The sequence below is a fragment of the Serinicoccus shuyuelongi genome, assembly GCF_045032955.1.
In the GTDB taxonomy this organism is placed as follows: Bacteria; Actinomycetota; Actinomycetes; order Actinomycetales; family Dermatophilaceae; genus Ornithinicoccus.
Genome location: NZ_JBJFZU010000008.1, coordinates 31,325 through 50,709, shown reverse-complemented (window position 1 = coordinate 50,709; position 19,385 = coordinate 31,325). Strand labels below are relative to the sequence as shown.

Sequence of the window (19,385 nt, the reverse complement as noted above, 5' to 3'; positions counted from 1 at the left end):
AGGATGCACCCATGCTGCGTTGGTTGACCGCCGGGGAGTCCCACGGCCCCGCCCTCACCGCCGTCCTCGAGGGGCTGCCCGCCGGGGTGCGGGTGGACCGTGACGCCGTCGAGGGCGCGCTGGCCCGCCGCCGCCTGGGCCACGGGCGCGGGGCCCGGATGTCCTTCGAGGCGGACCGGCTGCACTTCCTCGGGGGGATGCGGCACGGGCTGACCCTGGGCTCGCCGGTGGCGCTGCAGATCGAGAACAGCGAGTGGCACAAGTGGCGTGAGGTGATGGGCCCCGAGCCGGTGCCGCACGAGGCGCTGCACGGTGCGGACGACGTGGGCGCCCCGCAGGAGCTGGCCCGCAACCGCCCGCTGACCCGCCCCCGTCCCGGCCACGCCGACCTGGTCGGGATGCAGAAGTACGGCTTCGACGAGGCCCGGCCCGTGCTCGAGCGGGCCTCCGCCCGGGAGACCGCGGCCCGGGTCGCGCTCGGGGCGGTGGCCGCCGCCTTCCTCGAGCAGGCCGTCGGCGTCCGGCTGGTGTCGCACACGGTGAGCATCGGACGGGCCGGGGTCCCCTCGCTGGACGACGCCGCCGAGCTCGACGGCGGGTCGCTGCCCGGCCCGGACGACGTGGCCCGGGTGGACGCCGACCCGGTCCGCACCATCGACCCCACGCTGTCCGCGGCCATGGTCGCGGAGGTGGACGCCGCGAAGAAGGCCGGCGACACCCTCGGCGGGGTGGTCGAGGTGCTGGCCTACGGGCTGCCGCCCGGCCTCGGCTCGCACGTGCACTGGGACCGGCGCCTGGACGCCCGGCTGGCCGGTGCGCTGATGGGCGTGCAGGCGATCAAGGGGGTCGAGCTGGGGGAGGGCTTCCGGACCGCCGCCCGCCGGGGCAGCGAGGCGCACGACGAGCTGGCGCACGACGAGCAGGGGCTGATCCGCCGGACCAGCCTGCGCAGCGGTGGCACCGAGGGCGGGATGAGCACGGGTGAGGTGCTGCGGGTGCGGGCCGCGATGAAGCCGATCTCGACGGTGCCGCGCGCGCTGCGCACCGTCGACACGGCGACCGGGGAGCCGGGCACCGCCATCCACCAGCGCTCGGACGTCTGTGCCGTGCCGGCCGCGGGGGTGGTCGCCGAGGCGATGGTCGCGCTGGTGCTCGCCGACGCGGTGCTGGAGAAGTTCGGTGGGGACTCGGTCCCCGAGGTGGCACGCAACCACGCGGCCTACCTGGCCGCGGTCGCCGAGCACCAGCGCACCCCGGCGACGCAGGAGCAGCGATGAGCAGCGAGAGCCGGAGCAGCGGTCCCGTCGTCGTCCTGATCGGTCCGCCCGGGGCCGGGAAGAGCACCGTCGGCGCCGTCCTGGCCCAGCGGCTCGGGGTGCCGCTGCACGACACGGACGCCGGGGTCGAGACGGCACAGGGGCGCACCATCAGCGACATCTTCGTGCAGGACGGCGAGGAGGCCTTCCGCGCGCTGGAGCGGGCGGAGGTGCAGCGCGCGCTGACCGAGGAGACCGGGGTGGTCGCGCTCGGCGGGGGAGCGGTCATGCAAGAGCCCTCGGCCCAGGCCCTGCGCGAGGGCGGCCACGCCGTGGCCTTCCTCGACGTCAGCATCTCCGACGCCTCCAGCAGGGTCGGCTTCGACGCCTCCCGCCCGTTGCTGCTGGTGAACCCGCGTGCCTCCTGGACCCGGCTGATGAACGCCCGCCGCGCCACCTACGAGGAGCTGGCCGGGCTGCACGTGAGCACCGGGGGGCGGACCCCGGAGGAAATCGCCGACGAGGTCGTGGCGTGGTTGCAGGGATGACCCGCACCATCGAGGTCGGTGGGGAGCGCCCGTACGCCGTCCGGCTCGGGGCCGGCGCGCTCTCGGCGCTGGCGGCGCACGCCCGCCCCGGGCGCCGGGTGCTCGTCGTTCACCAGCGTGGCCGGGAGGAGCTGGCGCGCTCGGCCGCCGAGGTGCTCGCCGCCGAGGGCGCCCTGCCCGAGCTCGCGCCGGTGCCCGACGCCGAGGCCGCCAAGACCGTCGAGGTGCTCGCCGGTCTGTGGGAGCAGCTCGGCCGGTCCGGCTCGACCCGCTCCGACCTCGTCGTCGGGGTCGGCGGCGGTGCCACCACCGACCTGGCCGGGTTCGCCGCGGCGAGCTGGTTGCGGGGGGTCGACGTGGTCCAGCTGCCGACCTCGTTGCTGGCCGTCGTGGACGCCGCGGTCGGCGGCAAGACCGGGATCAACACCGCCGAGGGCAAGAACCTGGTCGGGGCCTTCCACCCGCCCGTCGAGGTGCTCTGCGACCCGGCCTGGCTGACCACCCAGCCCCGGGCCGACTACGTCTCCGGGCTGGCCGAGGTCGTCAAGTGCGGGTTCATCGCCGACCCCCGCATCCTCGAGCTGGTGCAGGCCGACCCGGTGGCCGCCGGTGACCCGCGCGCCGACCCCGACCTGGCCGCCGAGCTGATCGCCCGCGCCGTTCAGGTCAAGGCGGACGTGGTGGCGGCCGACCTCACCGAGTCCTCGCTGCGGGAGATCCTCAACTACGGCCACACCTTCGGGCACGCGATCGAGCAGGTGGAGGGCTACACCTGGCGGCACGGGGACGCGGTCGCCGTCGGGATGGTCTTCGTCGCCGAGCTGGCGCACCGGGCGGGTCTCATCGACGGGGCCCTGCTGGAGCGGCACCGGGAGGTGCTGGACGCGGTCGGCCTGCCGACGGCATACCGGCCGGGGCGGTGGACCGACCTGCGCACCGCGATGGGCCGGGACAAGAAGACCCGCGGCGCGACGCTGCGCTTCGTCGCGCTGGAGGGCCTGGCCCGGCCGACCCGGCTGGAGGGCCCGACCGAGGAGGACCTGCAGTCTGCCTACCTCGCCGTCTGCGAGGACACGGTGCCGCGCAGGTAGACTTGCGCGGGTTTGGCCGACCCCCGACGCCCTTGATCCGCAGACCGAAGGAAGATTCTCGACGTGGCAACCACGAACGACCTGAAGAACGGCATCGTCCTGTCCATGGACAACGGGCTCTGGCAGGTGCTGGAGTTCCAGCACGTCAAGCCCGGCAAGGGACCGGCCTTCGTGCGGACCAAGCTGAAGAACGTGACCAGCAACAAGATCGTCGACAAGACGTTCAACGCCGGGACCAAGGTGGAGACCGCGACCGTGGACCGGTCCGACTTCCAGTACCTCTACCACGACGGCACCGACTACGTCTTCATGGACGAGAAGTCCTACGAGCAGATCCAGGTCTCGCCGGAGGCGATGGGGGACTCCGCCCGCTTCCTGCTGGAGAACGGCCGCGCGATGATCGCCCAGCACGAGGGGCAGATCCTCTACGTGGAGCTGCCGCCGTCGGTGGTGCTCGAGATCACCCACACCGAGCCCGGCCTGCAGGGTGACCGGTCCACCGGTGGCACCAAGCCGGCGACCGTGGAGACCGGCGCCGAGATCCAGGTCCCGCTGTTCCTCGAGGCCGGCACCAAGGTCAAGGTGGACACCCGCGACGGGTCCTACCTCGGCCGAGTGAACTAGCCCGTGGCAGCACGCACCCGGGCCCGCAAGCGGGCCCTGGAGCTGCTCTTCGAGGCCGAGCAGCGCGGTGTCAACGTCGGCGACCTGCTCGAGCAGCGGGTGGCGGAGCCGACCACCCAGCACGCGTTGCCCGGCTACACGGTGGACATCCTGCGCGGGGTGCTCGAGCACTGGTCGCACATCGAGGAGATCCTGGCGACCTGGTCCCAGGGCTGGTCGCTGGAGCGGATGGCCGCGGTGGACCGGGCGGCGCTGCGGGTCGGGGTCTGGGAGATCGTCTGGAACGACGAGGTGCCCGACATGGTCGCCGTGTCCGAGGCAGTCGACCTGGTGCAGGCGATGAGCACCGACGAGTCGCCGGGCTTCGTGAACGGGCTGCTGGCGAGGGTGTCGGAGGTCAAGCCCACCCTGCTCTGACCGGGCGAGCACTCTGTTCCGACCGGGCGAGCACTCTGTTCCGACCGGGCGAGCGTTGTGTCTGACCGGGCGAGCACTCTGCTTCGACCGGGCGAGCGTTGTGTTCTGACCGGGCGAGCGTTCGTCAGCGCGGTCGCCGCCGCGTCCGACGGTGACGCAGCGTGTCGGCCTCTACCGACGGCGTCCCCGCCTCGAACGGGAGGCGCCGCGCCTCGCCGCGCCACACGGCATACCCGGTGAAGCGTGTCGGCACCCCGGCGTAGAACGCCGAACGGATCCTCCCCACCACCTCGTCGGGGTCGTCCCGCACCTCGCTCGGTGACCACCGCACGAAGGTCAGGCCACGTGCTTCCATCGCGCCCTGTCGCGCGCGCTCGGCAGCGAGGTTGCCCAGCACGACCTGCTCGGGCGGCCGACCCTCGGGCCCGATGAAGTACTTTCCCTGACCGTCGCACTCGCCCACCACGCCGACCTCCGGCCAGAGTCCGTCGACCCGCCCAGGAAGGTCCCGTCCTCATCCAGGATCTCGACCTGGTGCAGCGGCAGGGGTATGCCGCGCAGGTGCAGGTTGGCGAAGGTGTAGGACTCCGCCCACGACTCACGAGCCGGGTCGGCCAACGCCAGCACGCCCAGCGCACGTGGCCTACCCCGCCAGCGCACCTGGCGGTCCAGCTCCCGCCGCACCCCGACGGTGTCGATGAGCTGCCGGCGGAGAGCGTCGTCGAGGAGCGCCACGCCATGAGGCAGCGTCCGCATCCGGAGGAAGTCCGCCACCGTCCGGGGGAGGGTGGTGACGAGCCGGCCGCCGACGTGGTCCACGCCCGCCAGGTCCGAGGCGCTCTTGTGCAGGGTGAGGCCAGGGTCCCGACGGGAGGTCTGCGAGCGCCGCACCGCCGTGAGGTCCAGCGGTGCCTCGGGCGAGATGCTGAGCGACAGACCGTGCACGAGGGCGGCGCTGGTGTGGCTGGCCGCATGACCCGGTCGACGGCGGAGCTCCAGGTCCAGCCGGTGCAGGTGCTCTGCCCGGGCCTGCTCCCAGGCCGGGCCGTCGATGGAGGGGCGCGGGACGGCATACCAGCCGCGGCGGAGCCAGACCAGGTCACCGTCGTCGAGCGCCTGCTCGACAGCGGCGCGGCTCCACCCTCGGGACCGCAGCTCGGAGAACGGGATGATCGGCGGGAGGTCTGCGGTGTCCATGACCCGAGCGTGGGACCGCCCGGCGGCCCGCGGCAGGGGCGGCGGCGGATCTGTGGACAGCACGGTGGTGGCCCGGAGCTTGTGCACAACGCTCGCCCGGTGGGTGCACAACGCGCGCTCGGTCGGCGCACAACGCGCGCCCGGTGGGAGCTTAAGGCTCGCCCGGTGGGTGCACAACGCGCGCCCGGTGGGTGCTTAAGGCTCGCCCGGTGGGTGCACAACGCGCGCCCGGTCGGGGAGGGGACGGGAGGGGACGGGAGGGGAGGGGACCGTGCAGGGTGACGTCGGGGAGGGGGTAGGGTGACACCACCGACACGTCCTTTAACCACCGTCCTGTGAGGCGGGGAAGGAGAGTGGGCCCTATGAGCCCTGCCCGTGAGCGAGACCCGGCCCCACCGCCGACGTCGACGCCGCAGTCCCCTCCCGGACGTGAGGTCCTCACCGCCGACGACGTGCAGCGCGCGCTGACGCGCATCGCGCACGAGGTGATCGAGGGCAACAAGGGCGCCGAGGACCTGGTGCTGCTGGGGATCCCGACCCGAGGCGTCCCGCTGGCCCGCCGGCTGGCCGAGGCGATCGGTGCCGTGGAGGGCGGCACCGTCCCGTCCGGCTCGCTGGACATCACCATGTACCGCGACGACCTGCGCAGCCAGCCGACCCGTGCCCTGGAGCCGATGCGGGTGCCGGCCGGCGGGGTGGACGGCAAGGTCGTCGTCCTCGTCGACGACGTCCTCTACTCCGGCCGCACGGTGCGCGCCGCGCTGGACAGCCTGGCCGACCTGGGGCGGCCGCGCACGGTGCGGCTCGCGGTCCTGGTGGACCGTGGGCACCGCGAGCTGCCGATCCGGGCCGACTACGTCGGCAAGAACCTGCCGACCTCACGCTCCGAGCGGGTGATGGTCCGGCTGGCCGACGCCGACGGCACCGAGGGGGTGTGGATCGAGTGAAGCACCTGCTCTCGATCGCCGACCTGTCCACCGAGGAGATCACCTCCGTCCTGGACACCGCGGTCTCCATGCACGAGGTGCAGGACCGGCAGGTCAAGAAGCTGCCCACCCTGCGCGGCCGCACCATCATCAACTTCTTCTTCGAAGACTCCACCCGCACCCGCGCCTCCTTCGAGATCGCCGGCAAGTGGATGAGTGCCGACACCATCAACCTCACCGGCAAGGGGACCTCGGTCTCCAAGGGGGAGTCGCTGCGGGACACCGCCATGACCATCGCCGCCATGGGGGTGGACATGATGATCATCCGCCACCCCGCCAGCGGTGCCCCCGCCCAGATCGCCGACTGGGTCGACTGCTCGATCGTCAACGCCGGCGACGGCACCCACGAGCACCCCAGCCAGGCATTGCTGGACGCCTACACGATGCGCCGCGCGCTGGGCGACCTCGAGGGTCGGCACGTCGGCATCGTCGGGGACCTCACCCACTCCCGGGTGCTGCGCAGCAACCTGCTCTGCCTGCGCGCGCTCGGTGCACGGGTCACCCTGGTCGCCCCGCCCACGCTGATGCCGAGCGGCATCGCCGGCTGGGCCGCCACCGACGGCTTCGAGGTCTCCTACGACCTGGACGAGGTCCTCCCGCAGGTGGACGCGGTGATGATGCTGCGGGTCCAGCAGGAGCGGATGAGCGGGGGCTACTTCCCGACCGCCAAGGAGTATGCCGTCGGCTACGGTCTCTCCGCGCGCCGCCTCGCGCTGCTGCCCGAGCACGCGGTGATCTGCCACCCCGGCCCGATGAACCGCGGCCTGGAGATCTCCGCCGACGCCGCGGACGCGGCCCGCTCCCTGGTCCTGGACCAGGTCAGCGCCGGCGTCGCGGTCCGCATGTCGATCCTCTACCACCTGCTCGCCGGGGAAGGAGATGCCCAGTGACCACCCACCCTCCGCTGCTCATCCAGGGAGCCGACGTCGCCGGTGGCGGTGCCGCCGACGTGCTCGTCGTCGACGGCACCATCCGGGCGGTCGGGCCCGACGCCGCGACCGACGCCCCCACGGGCACCCAGCGCCTCGGCGCCGACGGGCTGGTCCTGCTGCCGGGCCTGGTCGACCTGCACACCCACCTGCGCGAGCCCGGCCGGGAGGACGCCGAGACGGTGGAGACCGGCTCCCAGGCGGCCGCCCTCGGCGGGTTCACCGCGGTGCTGGCGATGGCCAACACCACCCCGGTCACCGACAGCGCCGAGGTCGCCGAGACGGTCCACGACCTGGGCCGGCGCGCGGGCTACGTCGACGTCCACCCGGTGGGCGCCGTCAGCAAGGGCCTGGCCGGCCAGGAGCTGGCCGAGCTCGGACTGATGGCCCGCTCCCGGGCCCGGGTCCGGGTGTTCTCCGACGACGGACGCTGCGTGCACGACGCCCGGCTGATGCGCCGCGCGATGGAGTACGTCAAGGCCTTCGACGGGGTGGTCTCCCAGCACGCCCAGGACCCGCGGCTCGCGGACGGGACCGCCTGCTGCCACGAGGGGGAGCTCTCCGGGCGGCTCGGCCTGCCCGGCTGGCCGGCCGTCGCCGAGGAGACCATCGTGGCCCGGGACGTCATGCTGGCCCGGCACACCGGGTCCCGGGTGCACGTCGCGCACGTCTCCACCGCCGGCAGCGTCGAGGTGATCCGGTGGGCCAAGGCGCAGGGCATCGACGTCACCGCCGAGGTCACCCCGCACCACCTGATGCTCACCCAGGACGAGCTGGTCGGCTACGACCCGACCTACAAGGTGAACCCGCCGCTGCGCCCGGCCGAGGACACCCTGGTGCTGCGCGCGGCGCTGGCCGACGGGACCATCGACGCGGTCGCCACCGACCACGCCCCGCACGTGCGCCAGGACAAGGAGCACGCCTTCACCGACGCCGCCTTCGGGATGCTCGGCCTGGAGACCGCCCTGCCGGTGGTGTCCACCGTGATGGTCGCCGAGGGCGCGATGGGCTGGGCCGACGTGGCCCGGACCATGTCCACCGCCCCGGCACGCATCGCGCGCCTGTCCGACCAGGGGCAGGGGGTCGTGGTCGGCGCGCCCGCCCACCTCACCCTCGTCGACCCGGGGCGCCGGACCACCGTCGACGCGACCCTGAGCCGGTCGCTGTCGCGCAACAACCCCTGGCACGGTCGCAAGCTGACCGGTGCCGTCCACCTGACGATGCTCCGAGGCAAGGTCACCGCACGCGAGGGCCTGGTCTGGGGGGAGGACGCATGAGCAGCACACCAGCACCGGTCCCACCGGTGGCGACCGACGACGGCGATGCCACCGACACCGACACGGGTGAGGCGGTGCTCGTCCTGGAGGACGGGCGCGTCTTCCGCGGCGAGGCCTACGGCGCCCGTGGGCAGACCGTCGGCGAGGCCGTCTTCAGCACCGGGATGACCGGCTACCAGGAGACGCTGACCGACCCCTCGTACCACCGCCAGGTCGTCGTGATGACGGCCCCGCACATCGGCAACACCGGGGTGAACACCGACGACATGGAGAGCCGGCGCATCTGGGTCGCCGGGTATGTCGTCCGGGACCCCGCGATCCGCCCCTCCAACTGGCGATCGCAGGGCGACCTCGGGCAGGCCCTGGACGCCGCCGGGGTGGTCGGCATCAGCGGGGTCGACACCCGGGCGCTGACCCGGCACCTGCGGGACCGGGGCGCGATGCGGGCCGGGATCTTCTCCGGCGAGGCCGCACAGGCCCCGGCCACCGAGCTGCTGCGCACCGTCACCGACGCCCCGCGGATGGCCGGCTCCGCGCTGGCCGCCGAGGTCTCCACCCCCGAGCCCTATGTCGTGTCCCCGCCCGAGGGGACCCCGACCCGGTTCCGGGTGGCGGCCCTGGACCTCGGGATCAAGGGGATGACCCCGGCGATGCTGGCCCGGCGCGGGATCGAGGTGCACGTGCTGCCCAGCCGCACCACCGTCGAGGAGCTGCTGGCCCTGGAGCCGGACGGCGTGTTCTTCTCCAACGGCCCGGGCGACCCGGCCACGGCGGACCACGAGGTGGAGCTGCTGCGCCGGGTGCTGGAGCGACGCATCCCGTTCTTCGGGATCTGCTTCGGCAACCAGCTGCTCGGCCGGGCGCTGGGGCTGTCCACCTACAAGCTGACCTTCGGCCACCGCGGCATCAACCAGCCGGTGCTGGACCGGGAGACCGGCAAGGTCGAGGTGACCAGCCACAACCACGGCTTCGCGATCGCCTGGCCCGACGGCATACCCACCGACCGGCCGGCGCCCTCGGACTTCGGCCCGGTGCGCTGCTCGCACATCGCCCTCAACGACGACGTGGTCGAGGGGCTGTCCTGCGAGGACGTCCCCGCCTTCAGCGTCCAGTACCACCCCGAGGCCGCGGCGGGCCCGCACGACGCCGAGTACCTCTTCGACCGCTTCGTCGACCTGCTCGACACGAACGCCACCCAGGAGACCCCACGTGCCCAAACGTGACGACATCACGAGCGTCCTGGTGATCGGGTCGGGCCCGATCGTCATCGGCCAGGCCGCCGAGTTCGACTACTCCGGCACCCAGGCGTGCCGGGTGCTGCGCGAGGAGGGCGTCCGCGTCATCCTCGTCAACTCGAACCCGGCCACCATCATGACCGACCCCGGGGTCGCCGACGCCACCTACGTCGAGCCGATCACCCCTGAGATCGTCGAGTCCATCATCGAGCGCGAGCGGCCCGACGCCGTGCTGGCCACCCTGGGTGGGCAGACCGCACTCAACACCGCCATCGCCCTGCACGAGTCGGGGGTGCTGGAGCGGTACGGGTGCCCCCTGATCGGTGCCAACGTCGAGGCCATCCAGCTCGGTGAGGACCGCCAGGCGTTCAAGGGGGTCGTCGAGCGGTGCGGCGCCGAGTCGGCGCGCTCGGCCATCTGCCACACCATGGACGAGGTGCTCGCCGCCGCGCAGGACCTCGGCTACCCCGTGGTGGTGCGCCCCTCGTTCACCATGGGCGGCCTGGGCTCCGGCTTCGCCTTCGACGAGCAGAGCCTGCGCCGGATCGCCGGGGCCGGCCTGCAGGACAGCCCGACCACCGAGGTGCTCCTGGAGGAGTCGATCCTCGGCTGGAAGGAGTACGAGCTCGAGGTGATGCGCGACCACGCCGACAACGTGGTCGTCGTCTGCTCCATCGAGAACCTGGACCCGATGGGGGTGCACACCGGCGACTCCATCACGGTGGCACCGGCGATGACCCTCACCGACCGCGAGTACCAGCAGCTGCGGGACATCGGCATCGCCGTCATCCGCGAGGTCGGGGTCGACACCGGTGGCTGCAACATCCAGTTCGCGGTGAACCCCGAGGACGGGCGCATCATCGTGATCGAGATGAACCCGCGGGTCTCCCGCTCCTCGGCGCTGGCCTCCAAGGCCACCGGCTTCCCGATCGCCAAGATCGCCGCCAAGATGGCTCTCGGCTACACCCTCGACGAGGTCCCCAACGACATCACCCGGGTGACCCCGGCCAGCTTCGAGCCGACCCTGGACTACGTCGTGGTCAAGGTGCCCCGCTTCGCCTTCGAGAAGTTCCCGCTGGCCGACGCCACGCTGACCACCACGATGAAGTCGGTGGGGGAGGCGATGGCCCTGGGCCGCAACTTCACCGAGGCGCTGCAGAAGGCGCTGCGCTCCACCGAGGCCCCGCGCAGCAGCTTCCACTGGCGCGAGGAGGAGACCCCCACCGCCGAGATGGCCAGGGCCCTCATCGACCAGGCGCGCACCCCCACCGACGGGCGGCTGGTGCTGGTGCAGCAGGCGCTGCGCGGCGGGATCACCGTCGCCCAGGCGCACGAGGCCACCGGCATCGACCCGTGGTTCCTCGACCAGATCGTGGTGATCAACGACATCGCTGCCCGGCTGCGGCGGGAGGCCCGGTCGATCTCGGGCGGCCGGCTGACACCCCGGCTGCTGCGGCTGGCCAAGCGGCACGGCTTCTCCGACGACCAGATCGCCGAGATCACCGGGATGCGCTCCGCGGTGGTCCGCGGTGTCCGGCACGCGCTCGGGGTGCGCCCGGTGTACAAGACCGTCGACACCTGCGCCGGCGAGTTCGCGGCGACCACGCCCTACCACTACTCCTGCTACGACGAGGAGAGCGAGGTGGCGCCCCGCGAGCGCCCCGCCGTCATCATCCTCGGCTCCGGCCCGAACCGGATCGGCCAGGGCATCGAGTTCGACTACTCCTGCGTGCACGCGTCGATGACGCTGCGCGAGCACGGCTTCGACACGGTGATGGTCAACTGCAACCCGGAGACCGTCTCCACCGACTACGACACCTCCAGCCGGCTCTACTTCGAGCCGCTCACCCTGGAGGACGTGCTCGAGGTGGTGCACGCCGAGCGCAGCGCCGGGCCGCTGGCCGGCGTCATCGTCCAGCTCGGCGGGCAGACCCCGCTCGGGCTGGCCGCCGCGCTCAAGGCGGAGGGGGTGCCGATCGTCGGCACCTCCCCGGAGGCCATCGACCTCGCCGAGGACCGCGGCGCCTTCGGCCGGGTGCTCGACGAGACCGGCCTGACCGCGCCCCGGCACGGCACCGCCTACTCGGTCGAGGACGCCCTCGAGGTGGCGCACGAGATCGGCTACCCGGTGCTGGTCCGGCCCAGCTACGTCCTCGGCGGCCGGGGTATGCAGATCGTCTACGACGACGACACCCTCAGCTCCTACGTCGGTCGGGCGACCGCCGTGACCGGTGACGACGTGGCCCACCCGGTCCTCATCGACCGTTTCCTGGACACCGCCGTCGAGATCGACATCGACGCGATCTACGACGGCACCGACCTCTACGTCGGCGGGATCATGGAGCACATCGAGGAGGCCGGCATCCACTCCGGCGACTCCGCCTGCGTGATGCCGCCCTTCACCCTGGGCCGCTCCGAGCTGCAGGAGGTGCGCGAGGCGACCCGTGCGCTGGCCGACGCCATCGGGGTGCGCGGGCTCATCAACGTGCAGTTCGCGCTCGCCCAGGACGTGCTGTACGTGCTCGAGGCGAACCCTCGGGCCAGCCGCACCGTGCCCTTCGTGGCCAAGGCGACCGGGGTCCCGGTGGCTCAGGCGGCGGCCCGGGTGATGCTCGGCGCCACCGTCGCCCAGCTGCGCGACGAGGGTGTGCTGCCCCGCGACCTGGACGGGGGGTCGCTGCCTGCGGACGCCCCCTTCTCGGTGAAGGAGGCGATCCTGCCGTTCCGCCGCTTCCGCACCCAGACCGGCGAGGCGATCGACTCCATCCTCGGTCCGGAGATGCGCTCCACCGGTGAGGTGATGGGCATCGACGCGTCCTTCGGCGCGGCCTTCGCCAAGAGCCAGCTGCGGGCGGGCTCGAGCCTGCCGACCGGGGGCACCGTCTTCGTCTCGGTCGCCAACCGGGACAAACGGTCGATGATCTTCCCGGTCAAGCGTCTGGTGGACCTCGGCTTCTCGGTGCTGGCCACCGAGGGCACCGCCGACGTGCTGCGCCGCAACGGGATCACCGCCGAGGTGGTGCGCAAGCACAGCGAGCGGCACGGCACCGGTGCCGACGGCGCGGACCGGCCCACGATCATCGACCGGATCACCTCCGGGGAGGTGGACATGGTCATCAACACCCCCTCCGGGCGGGACGCCCGCGCCGACGGGTATGCCATCCGCGCGGCGACCACGTCCCTGGACAAGCCGATCATCACCACCGTGCAGCAGCTCTCGGTCGCGGTCCTCGGGATCGAGGCGATGCGGGACGGACCGCTGGGCGTGGCCCCGCTGCAGGAGCACGCGCAGCGGCTCGACCTCTTCGGCCGCGGTCCCGCGCCGACCACCTGAACGAGAACGTGGTGCTCCCCGCGACGGGCGCCCCGGAGCCGGTGGTCGACGCCGTGGTCGCTCTGGTGCGGGCCTCCGGCCCGTACGACATCGTGAGCCTGGCGGTGCCCGGCGGTCCGGTGTGGGACCGGGCCCGGCCCGGGCAGCTGCTGGTGCTGCCCGGCGCCGCCACCCGGGGGGAGGTGCTGCCCCGGGTGCTGTGGCTCGCCGGGGTACGGGTAGAACCGGTGCACGGGACCACCGCGGAGGTGGTGCTGCCGGTGGGTCACGGCCTCGTCGTGGGTGCAGGCGTCCGGCTGCTCGGCCCCCTCGGGCGGGGCTTCCCGCTGCCGGCCGGACCCACCCCGACCCTGCTGATCGGGCACGAGGGGTCGGTGGTGCCGCTGCGCTGGCTGGTGGCGCTGCTGCGCGAGCGCGACTGCCCGGTGCACACGGTCCTCTCGGCGGACGACCCGGACCACCACCTCGACCTGGGCCTGCTCCGACGGCAGGCGACCTCGGTGGTGCTGACCGACCCGCAGGAGCTGCCCGCGGTGGTGGCGGCACGCCTGGACGACCCGGACCTGGAGGTGGCCCTGGTGGTGGCCACGGGTCCACTGACCCTGGTCCGGGAGGTGGCCGCGCTGGCGCTCGCCCGTGGCCTCACGACGCGCGTCGCGGCGGTGGACCCCGGTGCGCCGGTGGTGTGCGGGACCGGCCTGTGCGGGCAGTGCGACCTCGTCGTCGGCAACGGCGACGGCGGCGGCACCACCGCGGCGGCGCGCACCGTCCGTGCCTGCCTCGACGGGCCGGTCGCCCCGGGGGAGTGGGTGCTCGGTGCGCCGCGGTGAGCCGATGCCGCGGCTGTGGCTGGCCGGCGGCGCGGTGGGCGACCCCCGGGGGCTGCTGCGCTTCGGGATGCCCGAGCAGGTGCTGGTGCCGGTGGGGCCGGTGCAGACGCATGGGCCCGGCATCGGCATGGACGGCGGCAGCGGCAACGGCAGCGCCAACGGCAGTCACGGGGTCGTGCACGGGACCGGTCCCGGCGGGGTCGAGCACGGCTCCGCCCCCGGTGTCGACGTCGCCGGAGCCGCCGACCGCCTGCGCTGGTGCGCGGCGCGGGGCCGCAGCGCCGTGCTGCTGCTGCGCGGCAGCAGCGCGGGTGAGATGGCATCGCTGGCGGGCCGGGTGTGCAGCAGCCTCGAAGGGGACGCGGTGGGCGCCGTCGAGGTCGACCTGCGCGGTGCCGACGACCAGGCCGGGCTCAAGGTGATGGCCCGGCTCCGGGAGTCCACCCCGCGCGACCTGCTGCTCCTGGCCCGGCTCTCCGCCCTGCAGCCCGACCTGGTGGCGGCCGCGCGCGGCGCCGTCGCCGGGGGAGCGGGAGCCGTCGTCGTCTGCGGCTCGCTGCGGCTGGGTCCGGACCGGTGGTGGTCGGGTGCCTCCACCGCCGCTGCCTGCCGTGCCGGCCTGCGCACCCTCACCGCGGCCGCCCGCGACCATCGGTGGCCGGCGGTGCCGCTGGTCGGGGCGGGCGGTGTCCACGACGTGGCAAGCGCCCGCGCACACCTGGACTGCGGGGCGTCCGCCGTCCAGGTCGGGACGGCGCTGTGGGCCGACCCGACCCTGCTGCCGTCCATCCTGGCCGGCCTCGACGAGCACCCGGGGCAGAACCTGCCCGCACCCGACCACCGGCATACCCCCACCCAGGAGTGAGCATGCACGAGACGACCGAACGGTTCGGGCTACGCCTGCACCGGGCCATGGCGCAGCACGGGCCTCTGTGCGTGGGGCTGGACCCGCACCCGCAGCTGCTCTCCGACTGGGGTCTGGCCGACTCCGCGGACGGCCTGCGCACCTTCAGCCTGACCGTGCTGGACGCTGCCGCGGGCCGGTCCGCGGCGGTCAAGCCGCAGTCCGCCTTCTTCGAGCGGCACGGGGCGGCGGGCGTCGGCGTTCTCGAAGAGGTCCTCGCCGGCTGCCGCGAGCGGGGACTGCTCTCGGTGCTGGACGTCAAGCGCGGCGACGTGGGCTCCACGATGGAGGGCTACGCCCAGGCCTACCTGGCGCCCGGCTCACCGCTGGCCGCCGACTCCATCACCCTCAGCCCCTACCTGGGGTATGCCTCGCTGCGCCCGGCGCTCGATCTCGCCCACGGGGCCGGGCGTGGGGTCTGGGTGCTGGCCCGCACCTCCAACCCTGAGGGGGAGCAGGTGCAGCTGGCGGGGTCACCGCCGGTCGCAGCGCGGGTGCTCGGGGAGGTCACCCGAGAGGTCGCCGGCCAGCAGCCCTGCGGGGACGTGGGCGTGGTGGTCGGGGCCGGCGTCGACCTGGCCGCCGCCGGCCTGGACCTGACCGTGGGCTGCGTGCCGGTGCTGGCCCCCGGCGTCGGTGCCCAGGGGGCCGGTCCGGAGGACGTCGCCCGGTCCTTCGCGGGGCTGGCCGACCGGGTGCTGGTGCCCGTCAGCCGGGGCCTGCTGCGCGCCGGCCCGGACCGTCTGGAGGAGACCCTCCGGTCCTGGTCCGGGCAGCTCACCGAGGCCCTGCACCGAACCTGACGCCGGCCCGGACTCCCACCTGACCCCTGCCCGACCCCGGCCTGTCCCCCGCACGACCCCGCCCAGCCCCCGGTCCGACCCACCTCCCGGCCGGTGGTGGGTTGGCAGAGGCGGGAGCGGGTCGCTATGTTCGCCCAACAGGGATTTCCCTGCGACCACCGACAAGGAGTGCGACCGTGGCCCTTCCCGAGCTGACGCCGGAGCAGCGCGCTGACGCGCTGGCCAAGGCAGCTGCCGCCCGCCGCGAGCGGGCTGCCGTCAAGAACCGTCTGAAGAACGCGCAGGGCTCCCTCAAGGACGTCATCGACGAGGGCCGGTCCAACGACGTCATCGGGAAGATGAAGGTCTCCGCCCTGCTGGAGTCGATGCCCGGGGTCGGGCGGGTCCGGGCCCGCCAGCTGATGGAGGAGATCGGTATCTCCGAGAGCCGGCGTGTCCGGGGGCTGGGCGCCAACCAGGTGCACCAGCTGCTCGAGCGCTTCGACGGCCGCTGAGTACCGGGTCGGCCCCCGTCGGGCCCGCCGGGCCGGTGGGCGGCACCCGACGGCTGGTCGTGCTGGCCGGGCCGACGGCCGTGGGCAAGGGCACCGTCGCGTCCTACGTCCGGTCCCGGCACCCCGAGGTCTGGCTCTCGGTCTCGGCGACGACCCGCCCGCCCCGCCCGGGTGAGGTGCACGGGCAGCACTACTACTTCGTGGACGACGCGGAGTTCGACCGGCTGGAACGTGAGGGGCAGCTGCTCGAGTGGGCCACCGTGCACGGGCGGGCCCGCTACGGCACCCCCCGGGGGCCGGTGGACGAGTCCCTGGCCGCCGGGAACCCGACGATGCTGGAGATCGACCTGCAAGGGGCCCGGGCCGTCCGGGAGGCCATGCCGGAGGCGCTCTTCGTCTTCCTGGCACCGCCGACCTGGGAGGATCTGGTGCAGCGGCTCGTGGGTCGGGGCACCGAGGACGAGGCCGAGCGGGAACGCCGGCTGGAGACGGCCCGCACCGAGCTGGCGGCCCGCTCGGAGTTCGACCGGACCATCGTCAACGACGATGTCGCACGGGCCGGCGAAGAACTCGTATCATTGATGGTCGACCCCCCAACGAAGGACTGAGATCAACGTGAGTGGAACCGGCACCATCGCCCACCCGGACGGCATCACCAACCCGCCGATCGACAGCCTGCTGCAGCGCGCGGACAGCAAGTACGCGCTGGTGATCTACGCCGCCAAGCGCGCCCGGCAGATCAACGCCTACTACGCCCAGCTCAGCGAGGGCCTCCTGGAGTACGTCGGCCCGCTGGTCGAGGCCGAGGCCACCGACAAGCCGCTGTCGATCGCGCTGCACGAGATCGACCAGGGCAAGCTGCACACGAGCTCCCCCGAGAGCTGAGCGCGGACGGCACGTCACGCATGCGCATCGTCCTCGGCGTCGCCGGTGGCATCGCCGCCTACAAGGCGTGCTCGGTGCTCCGTCTGCTGACCGAGGCCGGTCACCAGGTGACCGTGGTGCCGACCGCCGCCGCCCTGCACTTCGTCGGGGCGGCGACCTGGGAGGCGCTCAGCGGCCGCCCCGTCTCCGCCGACGTGTGGGACGACGTGCCCGCCGTCCCACACGTGCGCCTGGGCCGTGACTGGGCCGACCTGGTCCTCGTCGCCCCGGCCACCGCCGACCTGCTGGCCCGCGCCGCGCACGGACTCGCCGACGACCTGCTGACCAACACCCTGCTGACGGCTCGGTGCCCGGTGCTGCTGGCGCCCGCCATGCATACCGAGATGTGGACGCACCCGGCGACCGTGGCCAACGTCGCCCTGCTGCGCGAACGGGGCACCCACGTGCTCGACCCCGCCAGCGGGCGGCTCACCGGCCAGGACACCGGGCCCGGGCGCCTCCCCGACCCCGAGGACATCGTGGAGGCCGCGATGGCCGCGGCGGCCGCCGGGACGCCGACGCGGCAGATCGAGGACCTCGACCTCGCGGGCCGGCACGTGGTCGTCTCCGCAGGCGGCACCCGCGAACCCCTCGACCCGGTCCGCTACCTCGGCAACCGCAGCTCCGGCAAGCAGGGGTATGCCCTCGCCGCCGCCGCCTCCCGCCGGGGCGCCAGGGTCAGCCTGGTCAGCGCCAACGTGACGCTGCCCGTCCCACCCGGCTGCGAGGTGCTCCCGGTGGGGACCGCCCTCGAGCTGGAGCAGCAGGTGGGCAGCCTGGTCTCCGCCGGCGACGTCGACGCCGTGGTGATGGCAGCGGCGGTCGCCGACTTCCGCCCCGCCACCTACGCCGGGTCGAAGATCAAGAAGACCCACGGCGAAGGTGACGACTCCGCACCGACCATCGAGCTGGTCCGCAACCCGGACGTGCTGGCCGGTCTGGTCGCGACCCGCGGAACGGCCGCTGCCCCCTATCTCGTCGGGTTCGCCGCGGAGACCGGTGACGCCACCGGCGACCTGCTCACCCTCGCCCGGGCCAAGCTGGCCCGCAAGGGGTGCGACCTGCTCGTCGCGAACGAGGTCGGCGTCGACAAGACCTTCGGCCAGGACGAGAGCACGGTGCACGTCCTGCGGCGCGGTGACAGCCCGGACGAGGACCCCCTCACCGTCGGTCCGGCCAGCAAGGACGACGTCGCCGAGGCCGTCTGGGACGTGGTAGCACCGGCCCTGCCCTGACCGGCGGGTCCGTCGGTCCACCCCCGTAGACTCACCGCCGACGACAGCAGCCGCTGCACCCCGCGCGAAGGAGTCCCGATGTCCCGCCTGTTCACCTCCGAGTCCGTCACCGAGGGGCACCCGGACAAGATCTGCGACCAGATCAGCGACGCCATCCTCGACGACCTGCTCCGCCAGGACCCGCACTCCCGGGTGGCGGTCGAGACGATGGTCACCACCGGGCTGGTGCACGTCGCCGGGGAGGTACGCACCCAGGGGTACTCCAACATCCCGCAGCTGGTGCGGGAGACCATCCTGGAGATCGGCTACGACAACTCGCACAAGGGCTTCGACGGCCGGACCTGCGGGGTCGAGGTCTCCATCGGGGACCAGTCCGCGGACATCGCCACCGGCGTCGACGACGCGGTCGCCAGCCGGGGGGACGAGGGGGCCCACGACTACGACCACCAGGGGGCCGGTGACCAGGGGCTGATGTTCGGGTATGCCTGCGACGACACCCCCCAGCTGATGCCGCTGCCGATCTTCCTCGCGCACCGGTTGGCCGAGCGGCTCAGCACCGTCCGCAAGAGCGGGGAGCTGGACTACCTGCGCCCGGACGGCAAGACCCAGGTCACCATCGCCTACGACGGGGACCGCGCGGTCCGGCTCGACACGGTGGTGCTCTCCACCCAGCACGCGGCCGGCATCGACCTGGAGGAGCAGCTGCAGCCGGACATCCGGGAGCGGGTGATCACGCCGGTGCTCGAGGAGGCGCGCGCCGCCGGGGTGCAGCTCAAGACCGACGGCTACCGGATGCTCGTCAACCCGACCGGGGTCTTCACCATCGGGGGGCCGATGGGGGACGCAGGGCTCACCGGCCGCAAGGTGATCGTCGACACCTACGGGGGGATGGCCCGCCACGGAGGCGGCGCCTTCTCCGGCAAGGACCCGTCCAAGGTGGACCGCTCGGCCGCGTACGCGATGCGCTGGGTGGCCAAGAACGTGGTCGCCGCCGGGCTCGCCACCCGGTGCGAGATCCAGGTCGCCTACGCCATCGGTACGGCCCGCCCGGTGGGGCTGTACGTCGAGACCTTCGGCACCGAGACCGTCCCGGTGGAGCGCATCCAGTCCGCGGTGTCCACCGTCTTCGACCTGCGCCCGGCCGCCCTCGTCGACCAGCTCGACCTGCTCCGTCCCATCTACCGGCCGACCGCCGCCTACGGCCACTTCGGCCGTTCCGAGGCCGTCGGCGTGGACAACCCCTTCACCTGGGAGCGGCTGGACCGGGTCGACGCGCTGCGCGCAGCCGTGTGAGGCGACGC

Annotated in this window: 20 protein-coding genes; 18 read left to right on the top strand and 2 right to left on the bottom strand. The window is 73.4% G+C overall.

Going from position 1 to position 19,385, the window contains the following annotated elements; translation table 11 throughout:
* Positions 1 to 11: 11 nt before the first annotated feature.
* From aroC to nusB, 5 genes are all read left to right on the top strand, one after another.
* Positions 12 to 1,277, top strand: a complete 1,266-nt coding sequence (gene aroC, locus ACI3EY_RS10940) for a chorismate synthase (RefSeq protein WP_405038878.1) — start codon at positions 12 to 14, stop codon at positions 1,275 to 1,277.
* Positions 1,274 to 1,804 (top strand): shikimate kinase, encoded by a 531-nt coding sequence (locus tag ACI3EY_RS10935; protein ID WP_405038877.1) that lies wholly within the window; start codon positions 1,274 to 1,276, stop codon positions 1,802 to 1,804. Before aroC ends, ACI3EY_RS10935 begins: the two co-directional genes overlap by 4 nt.
* A complete protein-coding gene (gene aroB, locus ACI3EY_RS10930) occupies positions 1,801 to 2,895 on the top strand; it encodes a 3-dehydroquinate synthase (RefSeq protein ID WP_405038901.1) in 1,095 nt (364 codons plus the stop codon). The genes ACI3EY_RS10935 and aroB overlap by 4 nt, the downstream gene beginning before the upstream one ends.
* A gap of 63 nt (positions 2,896 to 2,958) precedes the next feature.
* Positions 2,959 to 3,519, top strand: a complete 561-nt coding sequence (gene efp, locus ACI3EY_RS10925; RefSeq protein WP_405038876.1) for an elongation factor P — start codon at positions 2,959 to 2,961, stop codon at positions 3,517 to 3,519.
* A 3-nt stretch (positions 3,520 to 3,522) separates the two neighbouring features.
* Positions 3,523 to 3,936 carry a transcription antitermination factor NusB gene (gene nusB / locus ACI3EY_RS10920; protein ID WP_405038875.1) on the top strand — a complete coding sequence of 138 codons (414 nt, stop codon included), beginning with the start codon at positions 3,523 to 3,525 and terminating at the stop codon, positions 3,934 to 3,936.
* A gap of 124 nt (positions 3,937 to 4,060) precedes the next feature.
* Here the strand turns inward: nusB and ACI3EY_RS10915 are convergent, their stop codons facing one another.
* Complete coding sequence (locus tag ACI3EY_RS10915) at positions 4,061 to 4,291, bottom strand: hypothetical protein (protein ID WP_405040441.1); 231 nt, start codon at positions 4,289 to 4,291, stop codon at positions 4,061 to 4,063.
* Positions 4,273 to 5,133, bottom strand: a complete 861-nt coding sequence (locus tag ACI3EY_RS10910) for a type IV toxin-antitoxin system AbiEi family antitoxin domain-containing protein (protein WP_405040440.1) — start codon at positions 5,131 to 5,133, stop codon at positions 4,273 to 4,275. The genes ACI3EY_RS10915 and ACI3EY_RS10910 overlap by 19 nt, the downstream gene beginning before the upstream one ends.
* A gap of 362 nt (positions 5,134 to 5,495) precedes the next feature.
* Here ACI3EY_RS10910 and pyrR point away from each other — a divergent pair, with 362 nt between their 5' ends.
* From pyrR to metK, 13 genes are all read left to right on the top strand, one after another.
* Positions 5,496 to 6,080 (top strand): bifunctional pyr operon transcriptional regulator/uracil phosphoribosyltransferase PyrR, encoded by a 585-nt coding sequence (pyrR, locus tag ACI3EY_RS10905; RefSeq protein ID WP_405038873.1) that lies wholly within the window; start codon positions 5,496 to 5,498, stop codon positions 6,078 to 6,080.
* A complete protein-coding gene (locus ACI3EY_RS10900) occupies positions 6,077 to 7,009 on the top strand; it encodes an aspartate carbamoyltransferase catalytic subunit (RefSeq protein WP_405038900.1) in 933 nt (310 codons plus the stop codon). Before pyrR ends, ACI3EY_RS10900 begins: the two co-directional genes overlap by 4 nt.
* Positions 7,006 to 8,325: a dihydroorotase gene (locus ACI3EY_RS10895; RefSeq protein ID WP_405040439.1), complete on the top strand. Its 1,320-nt coding sequence runs from the start codon at positions 7,006 to 7,008 to the stop codon at positions 8,323 to 8,325. The genes ACI3EY_RS10900 and ACI3EY_RS10895 overlap by 4 nt, the downstream gene beginning before the upstream one ends.
* A complete protein-coding gene (carA, locus tag ACI3EY_RS10890; protein ID WP_405040438.1) occupies positions 8,322 to 9,548 on the top strand; it encodes a glutamine-hydrolyzing carbamoyl-phosphate synthase small subunit in 1,227 nt (408 codons plus the stop codon). Before ACI3EY_RS10895 ends, carA begins: the two co-directional genes overlap by 4 nt.
* Entirely contained in the window at positions 9,535 to 12,894 is a 3,360-nt protein-coding gene (gene carB / locus ACI3EY_RS10885) for a carbamoyl-phosphate synthase large subunit (RefSeq protein ID WP_405038870.1), read from the top strand. The genes carA and carB overlap by 14 nt, the downstream gene beginning before the upstream one ends.
* Positions 12,895 to 12,905: 11 nt before the next feature.
* Positions 12,906 to 13,724 (top strand): hypothetical protein, encoded by an 819-nt coding sequence (locus ACI3EY_RS10880; protein ID WP_405040437.1) that lies wholly within the window; start codon positions 12,906 to 12,908, stop codon positions 13,722 to 13,724.
* 4 nt (positions 13,725 to 13,728) lie between these two features.
* Positions 13,729 to 14,589, top strand: a complete 861-nt coding sequence (locus ACI3EY_RS10875; RefSeq protein ID WP_405040436.1) for a hypothetical protein — start codon at positions 13,729 to 13,731, stop codon at positions 14,587 to 14,589.
* 2 nt (positions 14,590 to 14,591) lie between these two features.
* Positions 14,592 to 15,431: an orotidine-5'-phosphate decarboxylase gene (gene pyrF / locus ACI3EY_RS10870; protein ID WP_405038867.1), complete on the top strand. Its 840-nt coding sequence runs from the start codon at positions 14,592 to 14,594 to the stop codon at positions 15,429 to 15,431.
* A gap of 176 nt (positions 15,432 to 15,607) precedes the next feature.
* On the top strand, positions 15,608 to 15,925 hold the full coding sequence (mihF, locus tag ACI3EY_RS10865; protein ID WP_405038866.1) for an integration host factor, actinobacterial type: 318 nt from the start codon (positions 15,608 to 15,610) through the stop codon (positions 15,923 to 15,925).
* Positions 15,926 to 15,960: 35 nt separating this feature from the next.
* Positions 15,961 to 16,533 (top strand): guanylate kinase, encoded by a 573-nt coding sequence (gmk, locus tag ACI3EY_RS10860; RefSeq protein WP_405038865.1) that lies wholly within the window; start codon positions 15,961 to 15,963, stop codon positions 16,531 to 16,533.
* A 7-nt stretch (positions 16,534 to 16,540) separates the two neighbouring features.
* Entirely contained in the window at positions 16,541 to 16,810 is a 270-nt protein-coding gene (gene rpoZ, locus ACI3EY_RS10855) for a DNA-directed RNA polymerase subunit omega (protein ID WP_405038864.1), read from the top strand.
* A gap of 20 nt (positions 16,811 to 16,830) precedes the next feature.
* Positions 16,831 to 18,084 (top strand): bifunctional phosphopantothenoylcysteine decarboxylase/phosphopantothenate--cysteine ligase CoaBC, encoded by a 1,254-nt coding sequence (coaBC, locus tag ACI3EY_RS10850; protein WP_405038863.1) that lies wholly within the window; start codon positions 16,831 to 16,833, stop codon positions 18,082 to 18,084.
* 78 nt (positions 18,085 to 18,162) lie between these two features.
* Complete coding sequence (gene metK, locus ACI3EY_RS10845; RefSeq protein ID WP_405040435.1) at positions 18,163 to 19,377, top strand: methionine adenosyltransferase; 1,215 nt, start codon at positions 18,163 to 18,165, stop codon at positions 19,375 to 19,377.
* Positions 19,378 to 19,385: the final 8 nt, after the last annotated feature.

Excerpts from the sequence above, each read along its gene's own strand:
- carA (WP_405040438.1), top strand. The coding sequence starts at position 8,322 with ATGAGCAGCACACCAGCACCGGTCCCACCGGTGGCGACCGACGACGGC.
- ACI3EY_RS10875 (WP_405040436.1), top strand. The coding sequence starts at position 13,729 with ATGCCGCGGCTGTGGCTGGCCGGCGGCGCGGTGGGCGACCCCCGGGGG.
- coaBC (WP_405038863.1), top strand. The coding sequence starts at position 16,831 with ATGCGCATCGTCCTCGGCGTCGCCGGTGGCATCGCCGCCTACAAGGCG.
- ACI3EY_RS10935 (WP_405038877.1), top strand. The coding sequence starts at position 1,274 with ATGAGCAGCGAGAGCCGGAGCAGCGGTCCCGTCGTCGTCCTGATCGGT.
- pyrR (WP_405038873.1), top strand. The coding sequence starts at position 5,496 with ATGAGCCCTGCCCGTGAGCGAGACCCGGCCCCACCGCCGACGTCGACG.
- ACI3EY_RS10915 (WP_405040441.1), bottom strand. The coding sequence starts at position 4,291 with ATGGAAGCACGTGGCCTGACCTTCGTGCGGTGGTCACCGAGCGAGGTG.
- pyrF (WP_405038867.1), top strand. The coding sequence starts at position 14,592 with ATGCACGAGACGACCGAACGGTTCGGGCTACGCCTGCACCGGGCCATG.
- aroB (WP_405038901.1), top strand. The coding sequence starts at position 1,801 with ATGACCCGCACCATCGAGGTCGGTGGGGAGCGCCCGTACGCCGTCCGG.
- ACI3EY_RS10910 (WP_405040440.1), bottom strand. The coding sequence starts at position 5,133 with ATGGACACCGCAGACCTCCCGCCGATCATCCCGTTCTCCGAGCTGCGG.
- aroC (WP_405038878.1), top strand. The coding sequence starts at position 12 with ATGCTGCGTTGGTTGACCGCCGGGGAGTCCCACGGCCCCGCCCTCACC.
- metK (WP_405040435.1), top strand. The coding sequence starts at position 18,163 with ATGTCCCGCCTGTTCACCTCCGAGTCCGTCACCGAGGGGCACCCGGAC.